Raw genomic sequence first — 18194 nt, 5'->3', positions numbered from 1 at the left:
ATGATCGCCAACGTCACCTACGAGCCGATGCTGACCTATGCCTGCGTGGCGGGGATGTACTTCGCCCTGTGCTTCCCGATCAGCCTCTACGCAAGGGTCCTCGAAAGGAAGCTCGCATGAACGCCGTTCCCGATGCCGCGACCGGGGGCGGCGCCTCGGGTGCGCCGCACACGCAGGTCGGCGCGCCGATCCTGCGGATCACGGCGCTGCGCAAGTCCTACGGCACGCACGAGGTGCTGCGTGGCATCGACCTCGACGTCATGCGCGGCGAGGTGATCGCGATCATCGGCAGGAGCGGCTCGGGCAAGAGCACGCTGCTGCGCTGCATCAACGGCCTGGAGGTCTTCCAGCACGGATCGCTGATCGTGGACGGCCGGCACCTCCTCCACGACAATGCCAAGGCCATGCGCGACCTGCGCCAGGGCGTCGGCATGATCTTCCAGAACTTCAACCTGTTTCCCCACCTCTCGGTGGGCCGCAACGTGATGCTGGCCCCGCACCTCGTGAAGAAGCGGCCGGGGGCCGAGAACGAGGCCCGTGCGCGCCAGCTTCTCGCCCGTGTCGGCCTGGCCGAGAAGTTCGACGCCCTGCCCGACAAGCTCTCGGGCGGCCAGCAGCAGCGGGTCGCCATCGCCCGGGCGCTCGCCATGGACCCGGCGATCATGCTCTGCGACGAGATCACCAGCGCCCTCGATCCGGAACTCGTCGGCGAGGTCCTGCGCGTGGTCGAGTCCCTCGCCGACGAGGGCATGACCCTTCTCATGGTCACCCACGAGATGAGCTTTGCCCGCAAGGTCGCCGACCGGGTCATCTTCATGCACCAGGGGCTCGTCCACGAGATCGGCCCGCCGGCCGACCTGTTCGGGTCCCCGAAGACGCCGGAACTGCGCCAGTTCCTGTCCTCGTTGCACGATTAGGGGCGACATCCGATCGGCGTGGCCTTGAAGATCGGTGACCCATTCGGCTCCGGTGTGTTCGAGCGAGGCGCCCGCCGCTCAGAACATCCCATTCGGGTTGGCGGAATCCTCCGGCAGGACTTGCAGCACGTCCCAATGCTCGACGATCTTGCCACGACCGTCGAGCCGGAAGAGATCCATGGCCGCGTAGTCGTGGTCGCCCGGCCAGTGCTGCAAACAATGCAGGACGACGAGATCGCCCTCGGCAACCGCTCGCTTCACCTCGACCCATTTGCCCGGCCACTCCCGCGCCATGCGTTCGAAATAAGCGATGAAGCCGTCCTTGCCGGTGGCCACATGCGGGTTGTGCTGGATGTACGCGTCGCCGACATAGCGGTCGATCGCTTCGCGCGGCTGGCAGTCGTTGAACATCAACCGATAGAACGCAACTACGTTTGCCTTATTGCGCGCGAGGTCCGTCATACTGTTCCGCCTTCGTGATTAGTTGGAACGCGAATCCGTGAGGTTTGTCCGCAGAGGTAACGCAGTCGGTCATGATGGGCGGCCCACATGACCGCTCTCCACCCAAAACGCCTCGTCAAGCAATCGCGCCGACCGCGTTCCGGCTTGGGAGCGCGCCATCGAGCAACGCGCATCAACTGAACCTCGGCGCCGATACCTTGCCCGAGGCGACGTGAGGCCGGTGCGCGCGGAACATTCGGCGCCGGGGTTCCCTTCACCTGAGGTCTCCCACGCAACGGAATGGTCCAACCATGCCGCAGATGTTCGACTGGATCTTCTTCGCCATCGTGCTCCCCGTCCCGCTCTTGCTGGTCTGGGACTGGTACAGGCATCGCGAAACCTGAACGGCGACAGGCTCTCGGCCCAGGTTATCGGCCCGGCGCCGCCGCGAGGGCCTTCCGGAACTCGTCCTCGGGCAGCAGGGCGCCGCCGGTCGTCCAGACCACGTGCGTGCCGCCGCGCGCTTCGAGCAGGCTCGAGCGCGCTGGCCGGACGGCGGCGAAGGCCGCCGCCGCAGAAGGCTCGAGGCGCAGGCCCGCCCGTTCCCAGAGGTCGCGCAGCCACCGGAACAGGTCGGCATCCTCGACGGTGATCACCGCCTCGATCAGCGCCCCCACCGTGCCGGCGACGAGCAGCGAGGCCTGGGAGACGGCGAGCCCGTCGGCCGCCGTGCGGTTGTCGAGGCCGATGTCGTAGACGCTGACGGGCTGGTCCAGGCCGGCGGCGAGCTGCACCAGCATGCAGGGGGCAGCCACCGGCTCCACGAAGATGCAGCGCACCGCGTCGCCGTAGAGGAGCTTCAAGCCGAGCGTCACGCCCCCCGGCGCACCGCCGACGCCGCAGGGCAGGTAGACGTGGAGCGGGTGTTGGACATCGACGGTGATGTGGGCGGCCTCCAGCTGGCGCTGTAGGTCGAAGGCCGCCGCAGCGTAGCCGAGGAAGAGATCGACCGAACTCTCGTCGTCGACGAAATGCGCGTCCGCGCGCCCCGCAAAGGCGGCGCGGGCGGCCGCGACCGCGCTGCCGTAATCGCCCGCATGCTCGACCACCCGAGCGCCGATGTCGCGCAGGCGCGCCTTCTTCCAGGCCTTGGCGTCGTGGGACATGTGGACCTCGACCTGAAAGCCGAGCGTGCGCGCCATTACGCCGACGCTGAAGCCGAGATTGCCCGTGCTGCCCACCGCCACGGTGTAGGCGCCGAACGCCCGCCGCAGGTCCGGCTCGGCGAGGCCTGCGTAGGATGCGCCGGACGCGAGCCAACCCGCGCGCCGCGCCAGGGTCTCGGCATAGACCAACACCTCGTAGACGCCGCCGCGCGCCTTGATGCAGCCCGTCACCGGCAGGGCGTGGTCGGCCTTGACCCAAATCGCGGCGCCCATCTCCCCCGCCACGTGAGCCGCCACGTCGGGCTGCAGCGCCAGCAGGCTGGAATCGATCCGCCCGGTCTCCAATTCCGGAAACAGGCGCGCCAGGAGGGGATCGAAGCGGCGCCAGCGCGCCTCGGCGTCCGCGACATCGGCGAGGCCGAAGGTGAGCCCCGGCAGGATCTCGGCCGCCGGGCGCCGATGCGGGTTGCGCCACACGGTCGGTCGGCCCGCGCGGACGGCATCCGGAATCCCATCGAGGCGGTCGGGCATGCGGGCGGTTCCTTCTCGGATCTCGGATTCACAGGTCGAGGGGCGCATTGTCGACCACCTCCTTCATCACGAAGAAGGTGCGGGTCTGGCGCACGCCCGGCAGGGCGATCAGCGTGGCGCTGTGCAGGCGGTTGAAATCCGCCATATCGGAGACGCGGATCTTGAGGAAGTAGTCGAAATCGCCGGCCACCAGGTGGCAGTCGAGCACCATCGGCATGGCGCGTGCCGCCGCCTCGAACGCCGCGAAACTCTCCGGTGTCGAGCGGTCGAGCACCACGCCGACCATGACGAGCGAGCCGCGCCCGACCTTGTCCGGCGCGATGAGGGCACGCACCCCCCGGACATAGCCCTCGTCGAACAGGCGCTGGATGCGGCGGTGGCAGGTGGCTGCGCTGGTGTTCACCCGCTTGGCGATCTCGGCATTGCCCATCCGTCCGTCCGCCTGAAGCAGGCGGAGAATCTTCAGGTCCATCCGGTCGAGCGCAGCGTCCACGAACGATCCTTCCGTTTCAGGCGTCAGCCGCGCAACGACGGTTCGTCGCGCGGCTTCCGCGACAGCGAATTGCAAGTTTCATGCGCGCATTTCGAGAGCACCTTTCGCCGGACGTTTGCTAGCTTTTTCGCGCTCTTCGCGAAGGACATTGTCGAACCATGCTGTCGAACTTCGAGCGCTACCCCCTCACCTTCGGGCCGACCCCAATCGAGCACCTGCCGCGGCTCACCGCCCATCTCGGCGGCGACGTGCTGATCTATGCCAAGCGCGAGGATTGCAATTCCGGACTGGCTTACGGCGGCAACAAGCTGCGCAAGCTCGAATACATCGTGCCCGACGCCATCGCGAGCGGGGCCGACACCCTGGTCACCATCGGCGGCGTGCAGTCCAATCACACCCGCATGGTCGCGGCGGTCGCCGCCAAGATCGGCATGAAGTGCCGGCTGATCCAGGAGGCCTGGGTTCCGCACGAGGACGCCGTCTACGACCGGGTCGGCAACATCCTCCTGTCGCGCATCATGGGTGCCGAGACGCAACTCGTGGACGAAGGCTTCGACATCGGCATCCGCGCGAGCTGGACGAACGCCCTGGAGGACGTGAAGGCCAAGGGCGGCAAGCCCTACGCGATCCCGGCCGGTGCCTCGGTGCACAAGTTCGGCGGCCTCGGCTTCGTGGGTTTTGCCGAGGAGGTCCGCGCGCAGGAAGCCGAGATGGGCCTGCATTTCGACTACATCGTCGTCTGCACCGTCACCGGGTCGACCCATGCGGGCATGGTGGTGGGTTTCGCCGCCGACGGGCGCGCCCGCAACGTCATCGGCATCGACGCGTCCTGCACGCCCGCGCAGACGAAGGCCCAGGTGCTGGAGATCGCCCGCAACACCGCCGCGCTGATCGGGGCACCGGCGATCGGCCCCGACGACATCGTGCTGAACGAGGATTACGCCTACCCGGTCTACGGCGTGCCCTCGAAGGAGACCATCGAGGCAATCCGGCTCTCGGCCAGGCTCGAGGGCATGATCACCGACCCGGTCTACGAGGGGAAGTCGATGCAGGGCATGATCGATCTCGTGCAGAAGGGCTTCTTTCCCAAGGGGTCGCGGGTGCTCTACGCGCATCTCGGCGGCGCGCCGGCCCTGAACGGCTACAGCTACACCTTCCGCAACGGCTGATCCCTCACAGGCCGCCGGGTTCCACCGGCGGCAGCGCGGCGATGAGCTGTCGCAGGAAGGCCTGGACCGCGTGCGGGAGCTTGCGGTCCCGCATCACCTGGACCTGGATGCCGCGCATCAGGCTGACCCGCGAACGCACGGGAATGCAGACGAGTTCTCCCAGCCGCACGGGCGTCTGCACCGAGAGGGCCGACATCAGCGCAATGCCCTTCGTGCGGCGGATGAACGGCAGGAGCGCCGACAGGATGTTGGCCGTCAGCGTCGGCTCGATGGCGATCCCCTCCGCCTGGCAGGCGGCATCGAAGACCCGGCGCGCGGTGGTGTCGAGGGTCGGCACCGCGATCGGGTAGGCTGTGAGATCGGAGAGCTGGATCGAGGGCCTGCCCGCCAGGGGATGATCGGGGGCGCTCAGCGCCACCATCTCCACCATGTTGTCGTAGGCGACCGCGATCAGGCTCGAGGGCGCGAACGCGAAGGTGATGCCGATATCGGCGTCACCCGCGGCCACCACCTGCGTGACCTGGCCCGGTGGCAGCATCTGCACCTCGAACCGAATGCCCGGGTGGCGGGCGTGAAATTCCGCGATGGCGTTCGGCAGGAGATCGAGGGCGAACCCCTCCGAGGTGGCGACCCGGATGAATCCGCGCGCCAGCCCCTGCAATTCCTGGATCTCGGCGGCGACCTGCTCGGCCCGGATCAGGGCCTGATGCGCGTGGGCGGCGAGCAATTCCCCGGCGGGGCTCGGGACCATGCCCCGGGGCCGCCGCTCGAACAGCACGCAGCCGAGTTCGGCCTCGAGATTCGCGATCTGGCGGCTGATCGCCGACGCCGCTACGTTGAGGTGGGCCGAGGCCGCCGCGATCGATCCGGTGCGAGCGACAGCCAGAAAGTAGCGCAGCCCCGATGTCTGCATCGCAACGCCTTCCTTTGCCGAAACGGCATGGCCCCCTTCGCGAAATTCTACTTGTTGCGAAGGGAAATGCACAACACGATGGCACGACGAAAAAAGCGGCAGCTTCAGGCACCCGGTATTTCCGGGGAGCTTGAGGCAGGCAGAGGGTTCTGGATCATGGCGAGACACACCTGCGTGGCGGGCGCCGCGCTCTCCCTCATCACGCTGGCGGGGAGCCTTCCGGCGCTCGCCGGCAAGGCCAACGACACCCTGGTCTATGCCTCCGATACCGAGCCGGAAAACGTCAGCCCCTATCACAACAGCGCCCGCGAGGGCGTGATCCTGGCCCGCAACGTCTGGGATACCCTGATCTACCGCGACCCGAAGACCGGCGCGTATCAGCCGATGCTGGCCACCGCCTGGAAATGGGTCGACCCGGTCACCCTCGAACTGACCATCCGCGAGGGCGTGACCTTCCACAACGGCGACGCCTTCGGGCCCGAGGACGTGGCCTTCACCTTCAATTACGTGCTGACACCGGACGCCCGCACGGTGACGAAGCAGAACGTCGACTGGATGAAGGCGACCGAGGTGGTGGATGCCCGCACCGTGCGCATCCACCTCAAGAGTTCCTTCCCGGCGGCCCTGGAATACCTCGCCGGACCGACGCCGATCTTCCCCGCCGCCTACTTCAAGAAGGTGGGCCTCGACGGGTTCGCCAAGGCCCCGATCGGAACCGGGCCCTACCGGATCACGGCGGTGGAGAACGGGCGCGGCGTGAAGATGGAGCGCTTCGCCAAGTATTGGCCCGGCAGCCCGATCGGCGCGGCCAAGATCGGCAAGCTCGAATTCCGCGTCATTCCCGATGCCGACAGCCGCATGGCTGAGCTCGTCACCGGCGGCATCGACTGGATCTGGCGCGTGCCGAGCGACCAGGCCGACCAGTTGAAGGCCGCGCCGAACGTCTCCGTGCTCAGCGCCGAGACCATGCGGGTCGGGTTCCTGCAATTCGACACCCTGGGCCGGGCCGCCGCGAACTCGCCCCTGAAGGACGTCCGCGTCCGCCAGGCGATCTCCTATGCCATCGACCGAAAGGCCATGGTCGACAACCTCGTGCGCGGCGGAAGCCGCGTCATGAACGCGGCCTGCTTCATCGACCAGTTCGGTTGCGTCGACGAGGGCGTGCCGCGCTACGCCTACGATCCGGCCAAGGCCAAGGCGCTCCTGAAGGAGGCGGGCTACCCGGACGGGTTCGAGATCGATCTCGGCGCTTATCGCGAGCGCGACTACGCCGAGGCGGTCATCGGTTACCTGCGCGCGGTCGGCATCAAGGCGCGCCTGAACTACCTGCGCTACGCGGCACTGCGCGACCTCATCCGCGGCGGCAAGGTCTCGATCGCCTTCCAGACCTGGGGCTCGTTTTCGGTCCTCGACGTCTCGGCTTTCACCGGGGTGTACTTCCGGGGCGGCGACGAGGACCTGACCAAGGATCCCGAGACCATCGCGGGCCTCCAGGCCGGCGATGGCGCCACCGATCCGTCCCTGCGCAAGGCGAAGTATTCGGAGGCCTTGAAGCGCATCGCGGGCCAGGCCTACGCCCTGCCGATGTTCTCCTACTCCACGAACTACGCGTTCACGCAGGACCTCACCTTCACGGCGCAGCCGGACGAACTGCCGCGTTTCTACGCGGCCGAATGGAAGAAGTAGCCGGGGCCGTCACCGCCGAGCGCGCGAATCCACCAACCGAGGGGACCCGGCCATGCTCAGGTTCATGCTGCAACGATGTCTGGTGGCGATCGCGGTCGCCGTGACAGTGTCGGTGGCGAGCTTCATGCTGCTGCACCTCTCGGGCGATCTCGCCACCGCCATCGCGGGGCCTGAGGCGACCTCCGTGCAGGTGGAGGCGATCCGGGTCCAGTACGGGCTGAACCAGCCGATGCTGGCGCAGTTCCTGGCCTGGGCGGGCCGCGCGATCCGGCTGGATTTCGGCAACTCGTTCTACTTTCGCGAGAGCGTCATCGACCTCCTGGCCGCGCGCCTGCCGATCACGCTGTTCCTCGGCGTGGTGGCCCTAGCCGTCGCGCTGTTCGTGGCGATCCCGCTCGGCGTGCTGGCGGCGGTCAAGCGCGACACCTGGATCGACCGGGCCGCACTCTCGATCTCGGTGCTGGGACAGGCGATGCCGAGTTTCTGGTTCGGCCTGACCCTGATCATGATCTTCTCGGTCAACCTGCGCTGGCTGCCGGTCTCCGGCAACACGACCTGGAAGCACTTCGTGCTGCCGGCGGTCGCGCTCGGCTACTACGCCATGCCGGCGGTGATGCGCCTGACCCGCAACGGCATGCTGGAGGTGCTGGCCTCCGACTACGTGCGGACCGCGCGGGCCAAGGGGCTCCCCCCGCGCAAGATCCTGATCCGGCACGCGTTGCGCAACGCCGTGATCCCGGTGATCGCGCTGGCCGCCGTCCAGTTCGGGTTCATGCTCGGCGGCTCTATCGTCATCGAGGCGGTGTTCTCGCTCCAGGGGCTCGGGCAACTCGCCTGGGAATCCATCGCCCGCAACGACTTCCCCGTGGTGCAGGCGATCGTGCTGGTCCTGGCGATGATCTACATCGCCCTGACGCTGGCGGCCGACCTTCTCAACGCCTTCCTCGATCCCCGGCTGCGCCAATGACACTCCAGCCCTCCGCCTCCCCCCTCGCGGCCGGCATGCCCGATGCGCCGGTGGTCTTGGCGCCCGAGCCGCAGGCGCTCGCCACCGCGCGCTCGCCCACCGTGCTGGCCCTGCGGCGCGGCCTGCACCACGGCGGCTTCCTGATCGGCGCCGGCATCCTCGGAGTCATCCTGCTGGCCGCGCTCGCCGCGCCGCTGATCGCCCCGCACGATCCCTACGCGCAGGACGTCTCGCGCCGCCTGATCCCGCCGATCTGGCAGGCGAAAGGCACCTGGGAGCACGTGCTCGGTACCGACAAGCTCGGGCGCGACTACCTGAGCCGCCTGATCTACGGCAGCCAGATCTCGCTGCTCATCGGAGTCGCCGCCGCCGCCATCTCGGGCATCATCGGGACGACGCTCGGCATCTGCGCCGGCTATTTCGGCGGCCGGGTCGACGCGCTGGTGAGCTACATCGTGACGACGCGCCTCGCCATGCCGGTGGTGCTGGTGGCGCTCGCCATGGCGTCCCTCGTGGGTGGTTCGCTCAAGGTGGTGGTGCTGGTGCTCGGCTTCCTGCTCTGGGACCGCTTCGCCGTGGTCACCCGCGCCGCCACCCGGCAGATCCGCGACCAGGACTTCATCGCGGCGGCCCGCGCCACGGGCTTCTCGCCCGTCCGCATCCTGTTCCAGGAGGTTCTGCCCAACATCCTCAACGCGCTGATCGTGGTGGCGACGCTCGAGATGGCCCACGCCATCCTGCTGGAGGCCGCCCTGTCCTTCCTCGGGCTCGGCGTGCAGCCGCCCCTGCCGTCCTGGGGCCTGATGATCGCGGAGGGCAAGCCGTACATGTTCTTCCAGCCCTGGGTCATCACCATCCCGGGCGTCGCCCTGCTGGTCCTGGTTCTCGCGATCAACCTTCTCGGCGACGGCATCCGCGACGTCACCGCCCCCGAGGGACGGCGCTGAGCGCCCTGCCCCACCCTCACCCGAGCCAGAGTGGATCCATGTCCCGACACGATGCGATCGCGCTTGCCGCGCGCCACTACGATGACGGCGGCTTCCTCGGCGTCCTGCAGGATGCCGTCGCCCGCCCCACCGAGAGCCAGGCCGACGGACAGGTGCCGAAGCTGCGCGCCTACCTCGGCGACTTCCTGGTGCCGCTGATCGCGCCGCTCGGCTTCACGAGCCGCATCCTCGACAATCCGGACGGCGTCCACGGCCCCTTCCTGATCGCCGAGCGTCACGAAGGCGGCGACCTGCCCACCGTCCTGATCTACGGACACGGCGACACCGTGCGCGGCTACCCCGAGCAGTGGCGCGATGGCCTCGCTCCTTATGCGATCACCATCGAGGGCGATCGCTGGTACGGGCGCGGCACCGCCGACAACAAAGGCCAGCACATCCTTAATCTCGGCGCGCTGGAGGCCGTGTTGCGCGCCCGCGACGGGCATCTCGGCTTCAACACCAAGCTGCTGATCGAGATGGGCGAGGAATCGGGCTCGCCGGGCCTTCGCGAAATCTGCCGGGCGGAACGCGAGGCCCTGAAGGCCGACGTGCTCATCGCCTCCGACGGGCCGCGCGTCAGTGCCGAGCGTCCGACCGTCTTCCTCGGCTCGCGCGGCGGCTACACCTTCGAGATGCTGCTGAACCTGCGCGAAGGCAGCCACCATTCCGGCAACTGGGGCGGCCTCCTGCGCAACTCCGGCACGGTGCTGGCCAACGCCATCGCGTCCCTCGTCGACGGGCGCGGCACGATCCTCGTCGAGGCCCTGCGTCCGCCGCCGATCCCCGAGACCGTGCGCGCGGCGCTGGCCGACATCACCGTCGGCAGCGACCCGACCGCGCCCGCCATCGACGCCGATTGGGGCGAGCCGGGGCTCAGCGCCGCCGAGCGCGTCTTCGGCTGGAACACCCTCGAGGTGCTGGCCTTCAAGACCGGAGACCCGGACGGCCCGCTCAACGCCGTGCCGCCCACCGCCAAGGCGACGCTGCAACTGCGCTTCGTCGTCGGCACCGATTGGGAGGGGATCCTGCCGGCGTTGCGCGCCCATCTCGACTCGCAGGGCTATCCCATGGTGGAGGTCCGCGCCGCCCGCACGGAGGTGTTCCGGGCGACCCGCCTCCCCGTCGAGGATCCCTGGGTGGACTGGGCACTCGCCTCCATCGCGGCGAGCACCGGCAAGCGCCCGGCCCTACTGCCGAATCTCGGCGGCTCGCTCCCCAACGACGCCTTCTCGGAAATCCTCGGCCTGCCCACGCTCTGGGTGCCCCATTCCTATCCGGCCTGCCTCCAGCACGGCCCCGACGAGCACCTGCTCGGGCCGCCCTCGCGCGAGGCCCTGATGCTGATGGCGGGCCTGTTCTGGGATCTCGCCGAGACCGGCCCGGCGGTCCTGGCCCGGCGCAAAGCCGCGGAGGCCTGAGCATGAGCGCGCCCGTCGTCCAGATCCGGAACCTGACCCTGGCGCTGCCGAAGGGCTCGGACCGGCCCCATGCGGTGGAGGACCTTTCCCTCGACCTGATGCCGGGCAAGATCCTCTGCGTGGTCGGCGAATCCGGCTCCGGCAAGTCGATGAGCGCCTACGCGCTCACCGGCCTGTTGCCGCGCGCGCTGAAGCCGGTGGCCGGGCAGATCCTGTTCGAGGGACAGGACCTCCTCGCGCTCGACGAGCGCGGCTGGCGCAGCTTGCGTGGCCGCCGCATCGCCATGGTGTTTCAGGAGCCGATGACGGCCCTGAACCCGGTGATGCGCATCGGCGACCAGATCGCCGAGATGTTCGAGGCGCACGGCCTCCTGACGAAGCTCGAGCGCAGGGCCCGCGCCGTCGCCCTTGCGACCGAGGTCGGCCTCCCCGACCCCGAGCAGATCGTTCGCGCCTATCCGCACCAGCTCTCCGGCGGCCAGCGCCAACGGGCCATGATCGCCATGGCGCTGGCACTGGAACCCTCGATCCTGGTGGCCGACGAGCCGACGACGGCCCTCGACGTCACGACCCAGGCGCAGATCCTCAAGCTCGTCCGCGATCTGCAGCGGCGCCGGGGCATGAGCGTGCTGTTCATCACCCACGATTTCGGCGTGGTGGCCGACATCGCCGACCACGTGGCGGTGCTTCAGCGAGGCAAGCTGGTGGAACAGGGCAGCGCGACGCAGGTCCTGAAGAATGCCCAACACCCCTACACGCAGGCGCTGCTGGCGGCGGTGCCGAGCCTGGTGCCCCCCGTGCGGGCCGCGCGCGACTCCGCGCCGATCGCCCTCTCGGCCATCGGCCTGACCAAGACCTACACCACGCGGGGCGGCCTTTTCGGGAAGCCCCGCGTGGTCGACGCGGTGAAGCAGGTGGCCTTCGAGGTCCGGCGCGGCGAGACGCTCGGCCTGGTCGGCGAATCCGGCTCCGGCAAGTCCACCACCGCGCGCCTCGCCATCCGGCTGATCGAGCCCGACCGGGGCACCGTGCGCCTCGGTGCCCTCGATTACACGGCGCTCGGGCCGCGCGCCCTGCGCGACGAGCGCCGGCGCATCCAGATGATCTTCCAGGACCCCTTCGCTTCGCTCAACCCGCGCCGCACCGTCGAGCAGATCATCACCGCCGGGCCGATCGCGCACGGCACGCCGGCCCGCGAGGCCCGGGCCCGGGCGCGCGACCTCCTCGACCTCGTCGGGCTCTCGCCGAGTGCCGCGGAGCGCTACCCCAACGCCTTCTCGGGCGGCCAGCGGCAGCGCATCGGCATCGCCCGGGCCCTCGCGATGGAGCCCGACGTGCTGGTGGCCGACGAGGCGGTCTCCGCCCTCGACGTCTCGGTCCAGGCCCAGGTGCTCGACCTGTTGGAGGACCTCAAGCAGCGCCTGAACCTCGCGATGCTGTTCATCACCCACGACCTGCGGGTGGCGGCCAAGATCTGCGACCGCATCGCGGTGATGCATCGCGGCGCCATCGTGGAGATGCGCCCCACCGCCGCGTTGTTTCGCGCGCCCGAACACGCCTACACGCGCGATCTCCTCGGCGCGGTTCCGGGCTTGCTCGCCGGGCAGGCCTGACGGGCGGGCGCTTCCCTTCGCGGGCGTGTCGCGACATGGTCCGGTCCAGACGGCCAGACCTGACGCCCCCGGAACGAAGAGCCCTGACCCATGCCGGACCGCGACGCCCTTGCCCCGTTCCAGGCCCTGCTCGGCGAGAGCGGCGTCCTGACCACGCCCGAGATGACGACGCGCTACACGCGGGATCACCGGGAGCTGATGCAGGGTGAGACCCCGGCGGTCCTGCGTCCGCGCACCGTCGAGGACGTCCAGGCGATCGTGTGCCTCGCCCGCACACAGGGCTTCGGCCTCGTGCCCCAGGGCGGCAACACCGGCTATGTCGGCGGGGCGACTCCGGAGCCGGGGCGGCGCCAACTCGTCGTCAGCCTGGAGCGCATGACGCGCATCCGCGCCGTCGATCCGCTCAACTTCACCCTGGCGTGCGATGCCGGGTCGATCCTGGCGGACGCGCAGAAGGCGGCGGAGGCCGAGGGCCTGTTCCTGCCCCTCAGCCTCGGGGCGGAGGGAAGCTGCCGGCTCGGCGGCAATCTCGGCACCAATGCGGGTGGCCTGCAGGTGCTGCGCTACGGCATGGCCCGTGACCTCGTGCTGGGGCTCGAAGTGGTGCTGCCGGACGGGACGCTGTTCTCCGACATGCGCACCCTGCGCAAGAACAACATCGGCTACGACCTCAAGCAGCTCTTCATCGGCGCCGAGGGGACGCTCGGCATCATCACCGGCGTTGTGCTCGAGCTCTGGCCGGCGCAAGGGCAGCGCGCCACGGCCTGGCTCGAACTCGGCGCGGGCGCGCCGATCCCCGAGATGGCCGCGATGGTCAGGCGCGAAACCTCCGACCTCGCCTCGACCTTCGAGCTGATCTCGGCCTCCTCCCTCGCCCTCGTCGCCGAGATGCGCGGTACCGGGACCGGGCTGAATGCGGGCCCGGGCGGCGCCGTCCTCCTCGAACTCACGGCGTCTTCCGCCCGCATCCCCCTCGACGAGGTGCTGATGGGCTGCCTGGAGCAGTTGATGGAGGCGGGCTGGGTCACCGACGCGGTGCTGGCACAGTCGGAGACGCAGCGCCGTGCCTTCTGGGCCGTGCGCGAGACCATCCCCGAGGGCGAGAAGCACGCGGGCGGCTCGGTCAAGCACGACATCGCGGTGCCGATTTCCCAGCTCACGGCGTTCCTGGATCGTGGCGCGGCGCTCCTCGCCGAGCAACTGCCCGCGGTGCGCCTCTCCGTCTACGGCCATGTCGGCGACGGCAACCTGCACTACAACCTCGTCGTGCCGAAGGGCCGCGACCGGCTCGACTTCACCCGCGAGATCGAGGCGGGCTTTGCCCATGAACTCTACGCCGCCGCGATCGCGCTGGGGGGCAGCTTCAGCGCCGAGTACGGGATCGGCCGCTTCAAGCGCGACCTACTGGTGCGCTACGCGGATTCCGAGCGCCTGCGCCTGATCGAGACCCTGAAGCGCAGCCTCGACCCGGACGGGATCATGAACGCCGGCGCGATGCTCTGAGCGGCGTCAGTTCTGGAACGACAGCGTCGCGCGGGTTCCGGCCCGGCCATGGGCGTAGACCAGGGCGGAGCGCAGGTTCGTCGCCATCGCGCGGATGATGCGCGAACCGAGGCCGGTGCCGCGGGGCTGGCCCTCCCCGGTCCAGCCGATGCCGTCGTCCTCCACCGTGAGCGTGACGCCTTCGGCGCCATCGAGGGCGACCGACACGCGGATTTCGCCGGGCACTTCGGGCGGATAGGCGTACTTGTACGCGTTGGTCACGAGTTCGGTGACGACGACGCCCACCGAGACCGCCTTGTCGGTGGCGAGCCGCACGGGCTCGGCGCGCAGCCGGATGGCGTGGTCGCGGCCCGCCGCCTTCATGGCCGCCTGCAACTCCTCCACGAGGCTCGCCAGATAGGCGTCGAGGTCCACCGCCTCGACGTCGTCCGAGGTGTAGAGGCGCCGGTGGATGCCGGCGATGGCCGAGATCCGCGCCTGCATCTCCTGCAGAGCCGCCTTGGCGGCGGGGTCGGTGACCGCGTTCGTCTGCATGTGCGTGAGGGCCGCGACCAGAGCCAGGGAATTGGCGACCCGGTGGTTGACCTCGCGCAGCATGATCTCGGCCCGGTCGCGCGCCTCGCGGACCTCGCGCTCCGCCCGCTCCTTGTCCCGCCGCAGGGCCTCCTGGCGCAACGCCGTGTCGATGGCCTCGCCGAGGAGCTCGCGGAACTGGCCCTGGAGGTCCTTCCAGACGTAGTCGACCGCGCCCGCCTTCAGGGCGGCGACCGCGACGCGGCTGTCCTCCGAGCCCGTGACGTAGACCACCGGCGGGGCCTCGGGCAGCGCGCGGATGGCGGGGAGGAGGTCGAGGCCGGTCTGGCCGGGCATGTGATGGTCGAGGGCGACCACGTCGATGCCGCCCGACGCCAGGCGCGCCAGCCCGGCATCCCCGTCGGGGACCACCTCGACGACGTAGCCCCGGGCCTGGAGCGCGCGCTGCACCAGCCGGCCGAGACCCGGGTCGTCGTCGACGTAGAGGACGCGGCCGCGGCCCGGGGCGACGGGCGCGCTCATGAATTCTCGGGCACCTGCATCACCGAGAAGAACAGGCCGAGCTGCCGGATCGCGTTGGCGAAGCCTTCGTAGTTCACCGGCTTGGTGATGTAGACGTTGGCGCCGAGGTCGTAGCAGCGCTGGATCTCACGCTGGTCGTCGGTGGTGGTGAGGACGACCACGGGCGAGCGCTTGGTGTGCGCGTTCGCCTTCACCTTCTCCAGGATGTCGATGCCGGTCATGTCCGGCAGGTTCAGGTCGAGCAGGATCAGGAGGTGGCGCTTGGCGCTGACCTCCCCCGTCCCGTCCGATCCGAGCAGGTAGTCCAGCGCCGTCGTCCCGTCCCGGAAGGGCAGGATGGTGTTGTTCACGCCCGCGCGCCGGATGTTGCGCTCGATCAGGCGCGCATGGCCCTCATCGTCCTCGATCATGACGATTTCGACGGCGTTCACGCTGGCACCCCGATCTTATCCCGCGGTCAGTCTTATTCCGCGGCGAGCCGCATCGGCGGCCCGTCCTGCCCAAGACCTGTAGCGGTCCCGCGCGGCAGCGTCACGCTGAAGGTTGTACCAACCCCAAGTTCCGATGCGACCTCGATGCGTCCACCGAGCGAGCGCACCAGTGCCTTGACGTGGGCGAGCCCGATGCCCTCCCCCGGCTTGTCCTGCGCGCCCGAGCGGCGGAACAGTTCGAAGACCCGGGCGTGGTCCCGCGCGGCGATGCCCCGGCCGTTGTCGGCGACGCTGAACCGGACGCCGCCGCCACCGAGGCTCGTGGCGGCGATCTCGATGCGCCCGGCGCGCGCGGGGTCGAGATACTTCACCGCATTGTCGATGAGGTTGCCGAAGACCTGCTCGACGGCGAGGCGGTCGGCGGAGATCACCGGGAGGTCGGGGGCGACGACGACTTCGGCGCCGGCCTGCCCGGTCTGGTGGCGCTGCGCGTCGGCGATGCGCTGCATCAGGGCCGTCATGTCGAGGCGCTCGGGCGTGAAGCTGCGCCGGCCCTCGCGCGACAGCTTGAGGATCGCCGCGATCAGGCTTTCCATCCGGGTCACGGCCGCCTTGATGAAGCCGAGCGCCTCGGCGAGGTCCGCGTCGATCCGCTCTCCCTGCGGATGGGTCTGCAGGGCCGCGCGCACGTCGTCGCGGGTCGCCTCCAATTCGCTGGTGAATCCCATCACGTTGACCAGCGGCGCACGCAGATCGTGGCTTACGATGTAGGCGTAGCGCTGGATCTCCTCGTTCGATTCGCGAAGCTCGTCCTCGGCCTGGCGCTGCGCGGTGATGTCGGTGTGCACGCCGACCCATTCCTGGATCGCGCCGTGCGCATCGAGGATCGGAACGGCGCGGATGGCGTAGTGGCGCCAGCCGCCATCTGCGGAGCGCACGCGGTGCTCGTGCACGAAGGTCCGGCGCTCCCGCACGGTCTCGTTCCAGGCGTCGATGCTCGCCTGCGCGTCGTCGGGATGCACGGCCTTGGCCCAGCCGTAGCCCTCGTATTCCGCCCGGGTCTGGCCCGTGATGGCGCTCCAGCCGGGCTGCTCGCCGACCATGCGTCCGTTGGCGTCGTTGGTCCACAGCACGCCGCTCACGGCCTGGATGGCGGCCCGGAAGCGCGCCTCGCTGGCGCGCAGATCCCGCTGGATCCGCTGCTGGTCGAAGGACGAGGCGAGCATCGCCAGGAACAGGATCAGGAAGGTCGCGCCCGAGACCGCCAGGGCGAGGTTCTGCTGGGCGTGGCTGAGTTCGGCCGCGTGCGCCGCATGCGCTCCGCCCTCCCCGGGCGTGAAGGTCGCCGCCGCCATGCCGGTGTAATGCATCCCGGCGACCGCGATTCCCATGACGCAGGCCGCGATCAGCTTCTGCCAAACGCTGTTCTGACGAAAGGTCAACCAGAGCGCGGTGGTCGCCGCCGTCACCGCGATGATGACGGACGCCGCGACCACCGGCCAATGATAGGCGAGGTTGCCCGGCACCTGCATCGCCGCCATGCCGGTGTAGTGCATCGCCGCGACCCCGAGCCCCATCACCGGGCCGGCGACCAGGAGGTCGCGCGTGGAGGCGCCCCGGCGGCCGATCCAGGCGAAGGCCGCGCCGGTGAAGCCGATGGCGAGGGCGAGCGACAGGACGGTCGTGCCGACATCGTAGGCCGCCGGCATCCCCATCTCGAAGGCGAGCATGCCGACGAAGTGCATCGACCAGATGCCGCCGCCCATCGCGGCGGCCGCCCCGGCGATCCATCCCCAGCGCGGGCCGGAGGTGACCCGGCCAATGCGGCTGCCGAGGTCGAGCGCCGTGTAGGACGCGAAGACCGCGATGGAGACGGACAGGGCGACGAGCGCCGGATTGTAGCCGGTGTGGATCATGGGGCGGCGGTGGCGTCCGTTCGCGAGGTTGTGGAGTGGAGATTAGCGCGGCCGTTACCGGAGAACCATCGACGGCGACGGAATCCGGGCGGTGCCGCGCTGCACTACCGCTCGGCCCCGCCATGCCGTATGGCCCCAGGACCCGTCCGAACCTCCGTGACCCCATGATCCGCCTCGAAAAAATCGGCAAGCAGAACGGCCGCCAGATCGTCTTCATCGAGGCGTCGGCTGCCCTCCAGAAGGGCGAGAAGGTCGGCCTCGTCGGCCCGAACGGCGCCGGCAAGACCACCCTGTTCCGGATGATCACCGGCGAGGAGCAGCCCGACGAAGGTCAGGTCGCCGCCGATCGCGGCATCACCATCGGGTATTTCAGCCAGGATGTCGGCGAGATGTCCGGCCGCAGCGTCGTCTCGGAGGTGATGAACGGCGCCGGGCCGGTGAGCGAGATCGGGGCGGAGCTGAAGCAAGTCGAACTGGCGCTGGCCGACCCGGATCGGATGGACGAGATGGAGGCCTTGATCGAGCGCTACGGCGAGGTCCAGGCGCGCTTCGAGGAACTCGACGGCTACGCGCTGGAGGGCCGTGCCTACGAGGTGCTGGCGGGCCTGAGCTTCTCGCAGGAGATGATGGACGGCGACGTCGGCAAGCTCTCGGGGGGCTGGAAGATGCGCGTGGCGCTCGCCCGCATCCTCCTGATGAACCCCGACGTCATGCTCCTCGACGAGCCGAGCAACCACCTCGACCTCGAGAGCCTGATCTGGCTGGAGGCTTTCCTCAAGGGCTACGAGGGCGCGCTGCTGATGACCTCGCATGACCGCGAGTTCATCAACCGCATCATCAACAAGGTGGTCGAGATCGACGGCGGCGGGCTGACCACCTATGGCGGCAATTACGAGTTCTACGAGCAGCAGCGCGCGCTCGCGGAAAAGCAGCAGCAGGCACAGTTCGAGCGCCAGCAGGCGATGCTCGCCAAGGAGATCTCCTTCAT

General features: G+C 69.3%; 16 protein-coding genes. 9 read left to right on the top strand and 7 right to left on the bottom strand.

What is annotated here, in order from left to right:
* Nucleotides 1–116: 116 nt before the first annotated feature.
* On the top strand, nucleotides 117–917 hold the full coding sequence (locus JWQ05_RS09500) for an amino acid ABC transporter ATP-binding protein (protein ID WP_299657885.1): 801 nt from the start codon (nucleotides 117–119) through the stop codon (nucleotides 915–917).
* A 78-nt stretch (nucleotides 918–995) separates the two neighbouring features.
* Here the strand turns inward: JWQ05_RS09500 and JWQ05_RS09495 are convergent, their stop codons facing one another.
* The 3 genes from JWQ05_RS09495 to JWQ05_RS09485 all read right to left on the bottom strand — a co-directional run bounded on the left by JWQ05_RS09495 (nucleotide 996) and on the right by JWQ05_RS09485 (nucleotide 3548).
* Nucleotides 996–1379 carry an ester cyclase gene (locus tag JWQ05_RS09495; protein WP_299657883.1) on the bottom strand — a complete coding sequence of 128 codons (384 nt, stop codon included), beginning with the start codon at nucleotides 1377–1379 and terminating at the stop codon, nucleotides 996–998.
* Between the two features lie 407 nt (nucleotides 1380–1786).
* Entirely contained in the window at nucleotides 1787–3055 is a 1269-nt protein-coding gene (locus tag JWQ05_RS09490; protein WP_299657881.1) for a D-serine ammonia-lyase, read from the bottom strand.
* 28 nt (nucleotides 3056–3083) lie between these two features.
* Nucleotides 3084–3548 (bottom strand): Lrp/AsnC family transcriptional regulator, encoded by a 465-nt coding sequence (locus JWQ05_RS09485; RefSeq protein ID WP_299657879.1) that lies wholly within the window; start codon nucleotides 3546–3548, stop codon nucleotides 3084–3086.
* A 158-nt stretch (nucleotides 3549–3706) separates the two neighbouring features.
* Here JWQ05_RS09485 and JWQ05_RS09480 point away from each other — a divergent pair, with 158 nt between their 5' ends.
* Nucleotides 3707–4717: a 1-aminocyclopropane-1-carboxylate deaminase gene (locus tag JWQ05_RS09480; protein ID WP_299657877.1), complete on the top strand. Its 1011-nt coding sequence runs from the start codon at nucleotides 3707–3709 to the stop codon at nucleotides 4715–4717.
* Nucleotides 4718–4721: 4 nt separating this feature from the next.
* On the opposite strand, the gene JWQ05_RS09475 is transcribed toward JWQ05_RS09480, so the two are convergent.
* Nucleotides 4722–5630, bottom strand: a complete 909-nt coding sequence (locus JWQ05_RS09475) for a LysR family transcriptional regulator (protein WP_299657875.1) — start codon at nucleotides 5628–5630, stop codon at nucleotides 4722–4724.
* 156 nt (nucleotides 5631–5786) lie between these two features.
* On the opposite strand from JWQ05_RS09475, the gene JWQ05_RS09470 reads away from it, so the two are divergent.
* The 6 genes from JWQ05_RS09470 to JWQ05_RS09445 all read left to right on the top strand — a co-directional run bounded on the left by JWQ05_RS09470 (nucleotide 5787) and on the right by JWQ05_RS09445 (nucleotide 13803).
* A complete protein-coding gene (locus tag JWQ05_RS09470) occupies nucleotides 5787–7316 on the top strand; it encodes an ABC transporter substrate-binding protein (protein WP_299657873.1) in 1530 nt (509 codons plus the stop codon).
* Between the two features lie 52 nt (nucleotides 7317–7368).
* Nucleotides 7369–8283: an ABC transporter permease gene (locus tag JWQ05_RS09465; RefSeq protein WP_299657872.1), complete on the top strand. Its 915-nt coding sequence runs from the start codon at nucleotides 7369–7371 to the stop codon at nucleotides 8281–8283.
* Nucleotides 8280–9230, top strand: a complete 951-nt coding sequence (locus tag JWQ05_RS09460; RefSeq protein WP_299657870.1) for an ABC transporter permease — start codon at nucleotides 8280–8282, stop codon at nucleotides 9228–9230. Before JWQ05_RS09465 ends, JWQ05_RS09460 begins: the two co-directional genes overlap by 4 nt.
* A 38-nt stretch (nucleotides 9231–9268) precedes the next feature.
* On the top strand, nucleotides 9269–10687 hold the full coding sequence (locus JWQ05_RS09455; RefSeq protein ID WP_299657868.1) for a M20 family metallopeptidase: 1419 nt from the start codon (nucleotides 9269–9271) through the stop codon (nucleotides 10685–10687).
* A 2-nt stretch (nucleotides 10688–10689) separates the two neighbouring features.
* On the top strand, nucleotides 10690–12300 hold the full coding sequence (locus JWQ05_RS09450; RefSeq protein WP_299657866.1) for an ABC transporter ATP-binding protein: 1611 nt from the start codon (nucleotides 10690–10692) through the stop codon (nucleotides 12298–12300).
* A gap of 90 nt (nucleotides 12301–12390) precedes the next feature.
* Nucleotides 12391–13803, top strand: a complete 1413-nt coding sequence (locus JWQ05_RS09445) for an FAD-binding oxidoreductase (protein ID WP_299657864.1) — start codon at nucleotides 12391–12393, stop codon at nucleotides 13801–13803.
* Nucleotides 13804–13809: 6 nt separating this feature from the next.
* On the opposite strand, the gene JWQ05_RS09440 is transcribed toward JWQ05_RS09445, so the two are convergent.
* Genes JWQ05_RS09440 through JWQ05_RS09430 form a run of 3 tightly spaced genes read right to left on the bottom strand, consistent with a single transcriptional unit; the run spans nucleotide 13810 to nucleotide 17206 of the window.
* Complete coding sequence (locus JWQ05_RS09440; protein ID WP_299657862.1) at nucleotides 13810–14859, bottom strand: response regulator; 1050 nt, start codon at nucleotides 14857–14859, stop codon at nucleotides 13810–13812.
* Nucleotides 14856–15269 carry a response regulator gene (locus tag JWQ05_RS09435; RefSeq protein WP_299657860.1) on the bottom strand — a complete coding sequence of 138 codons (414 nt, stop codon included), beginning with the start codon at nucleotides 15267–15269 and terminating at the stop codon, nucleotides 14856–14858. The genes JWQ05_RS09440 and JWQ05_RS09435 overlap by 4 nt, the downstream gene beginning before the upstream one ends.
* A gap of 53 nt (nucleotides 15270–15322) precedes the next feature.
* Nucleotides 15323–17206, bottom strand: coding sequence for an MHYT domain-containing protein (locus JWQ05_RS09430; protein WP_299657858.1), 1884 nt, complete (start codon nucleotides 17204–17206; stop codon nucleotides 15323–15325).
* A gap of 164 nt (nucleotides 17207–17370) precedes the next feature.
* Between JWQ05_RS09430 and JWQ05_RS09425 the strand changes: the two genes are divergently transcribed.
* On the top strand, nucleotides 17371–18194 hold an 824-nt coding region (locus JWQ05_RS09425; protein ID WP_299657856.1), incomplete at its 3' end, for an ATP-binding cassette domain-containing protein.

This window comes from Methylobacterium sp. (genome assembly GCF_028290105.1).
Classification (GTDB): domain Bacteria; phylum Pseudomonadota; class Alphaproteobacteria; order Rhizobiales; family Beijerinckiaceae; genus Methylobacterium.
Note: the sequence above shows the minus strand (reverse complement) of the source record. Positions and strands in the feature narration are given on the sequence as shown.

Coding starts and splice junctions, on each gene's coding strand:
- JWQ05_RS09440 (WP_299657862.1), bottom strand. CDS start 14,859: ATGAGCGCGCCCGTCGCCCCGGGCCGCGGCCGCGTCCTCTACGTCGAC.
- JWQ05_RS09450 (WP_299657866.1), top strand. CDS start 10,690: ATGAGCGCGCCCGTCGTCCAGATCCGGAACCTGACCCTGGCGCTGCCG.
- JWQ05_RS09495 (WP_299657883.1), bottom strand. CDS start 1,379: ATGACGGACCTCGCGCGCAATAAGGCAAACGTAGTTGCGTTCTATCGG.
- JWQ05_RS09500 (WP_299657885.1), top strand. CDS start 117: ATGAACGCCGTTCCCGATGCCGCGACCGGGGGCGGCGCCTCGGGTGCG.
- JWQ05_RS09470 (WP_299657873.1), top strand. CDS start 5,787: ATGGCGAGACACACCTGCGTGGCGGGCGCCGCGCTCTCCCTCATCACG.
- JWQ05_RS09455 (WP_299657868.1), top strand. CDS start 9,269: ATGTCCCGACACGATGCGATCGCGCTTGCCGCGCGCCACTACGATGAC.
- JWQ05_RS09430 (WP_299657858.1), bottom strand. CDS start 17,206: ATGATCCACACCGGCTACAATCCGGCGCTCGTCGCCCTGTCCGTCTCC.
- JWQ05_RS09475 (WP_299657875.1), bottom strand. CDS start 5,630: ATGCAGACATCGGGGCTGCGCTACTTTCTGGCTGTCGCTCGCACCGGA.
- JWQ05_RS09445 (WP_299657864.1), top strand. CDS start 12,391: ATGCCGGACCGCGACGCCCTTGCCCCGTTCCAGGCCCTGCTCGGCGAG.
- JWQ05_RS09435 (WP_299657860.1), bottom strand. CDS start 15,269: ATGATCGAGGACGATGAGGGCCATGCGCGCCTGATCGAGCGCAACATC.
- JWQ05_RS09465 (WP_299657872.1), top strand. CDS start 7,369: ATGCTCAGGTTCATGCTGCAACGATGTCTGGTGGCGATCGCGGTCGCC.
- JWQ05_RS09490 (WP_299657881.1), bottom strand. CDS start 3,055: ATGCCCGACCGCCTCGATGGGATTCCGGATGCCGTCCGCGCGGGCCGA.
- JWQ05_RS09480 (WP_299657877.1), top strand. CDS start 3,707: ATGCTGTCGAACTTCGAGCGCTACCCCCTCACCTTCGGGCCGACCCCA.
- JWQ05_RS09460 (WP_299657870.1), top strand. CDS start 8,280: ATGACACTCCAGCCCTCCGCCTCCCCCCTCGCGGCCGGCATGCCCGAT.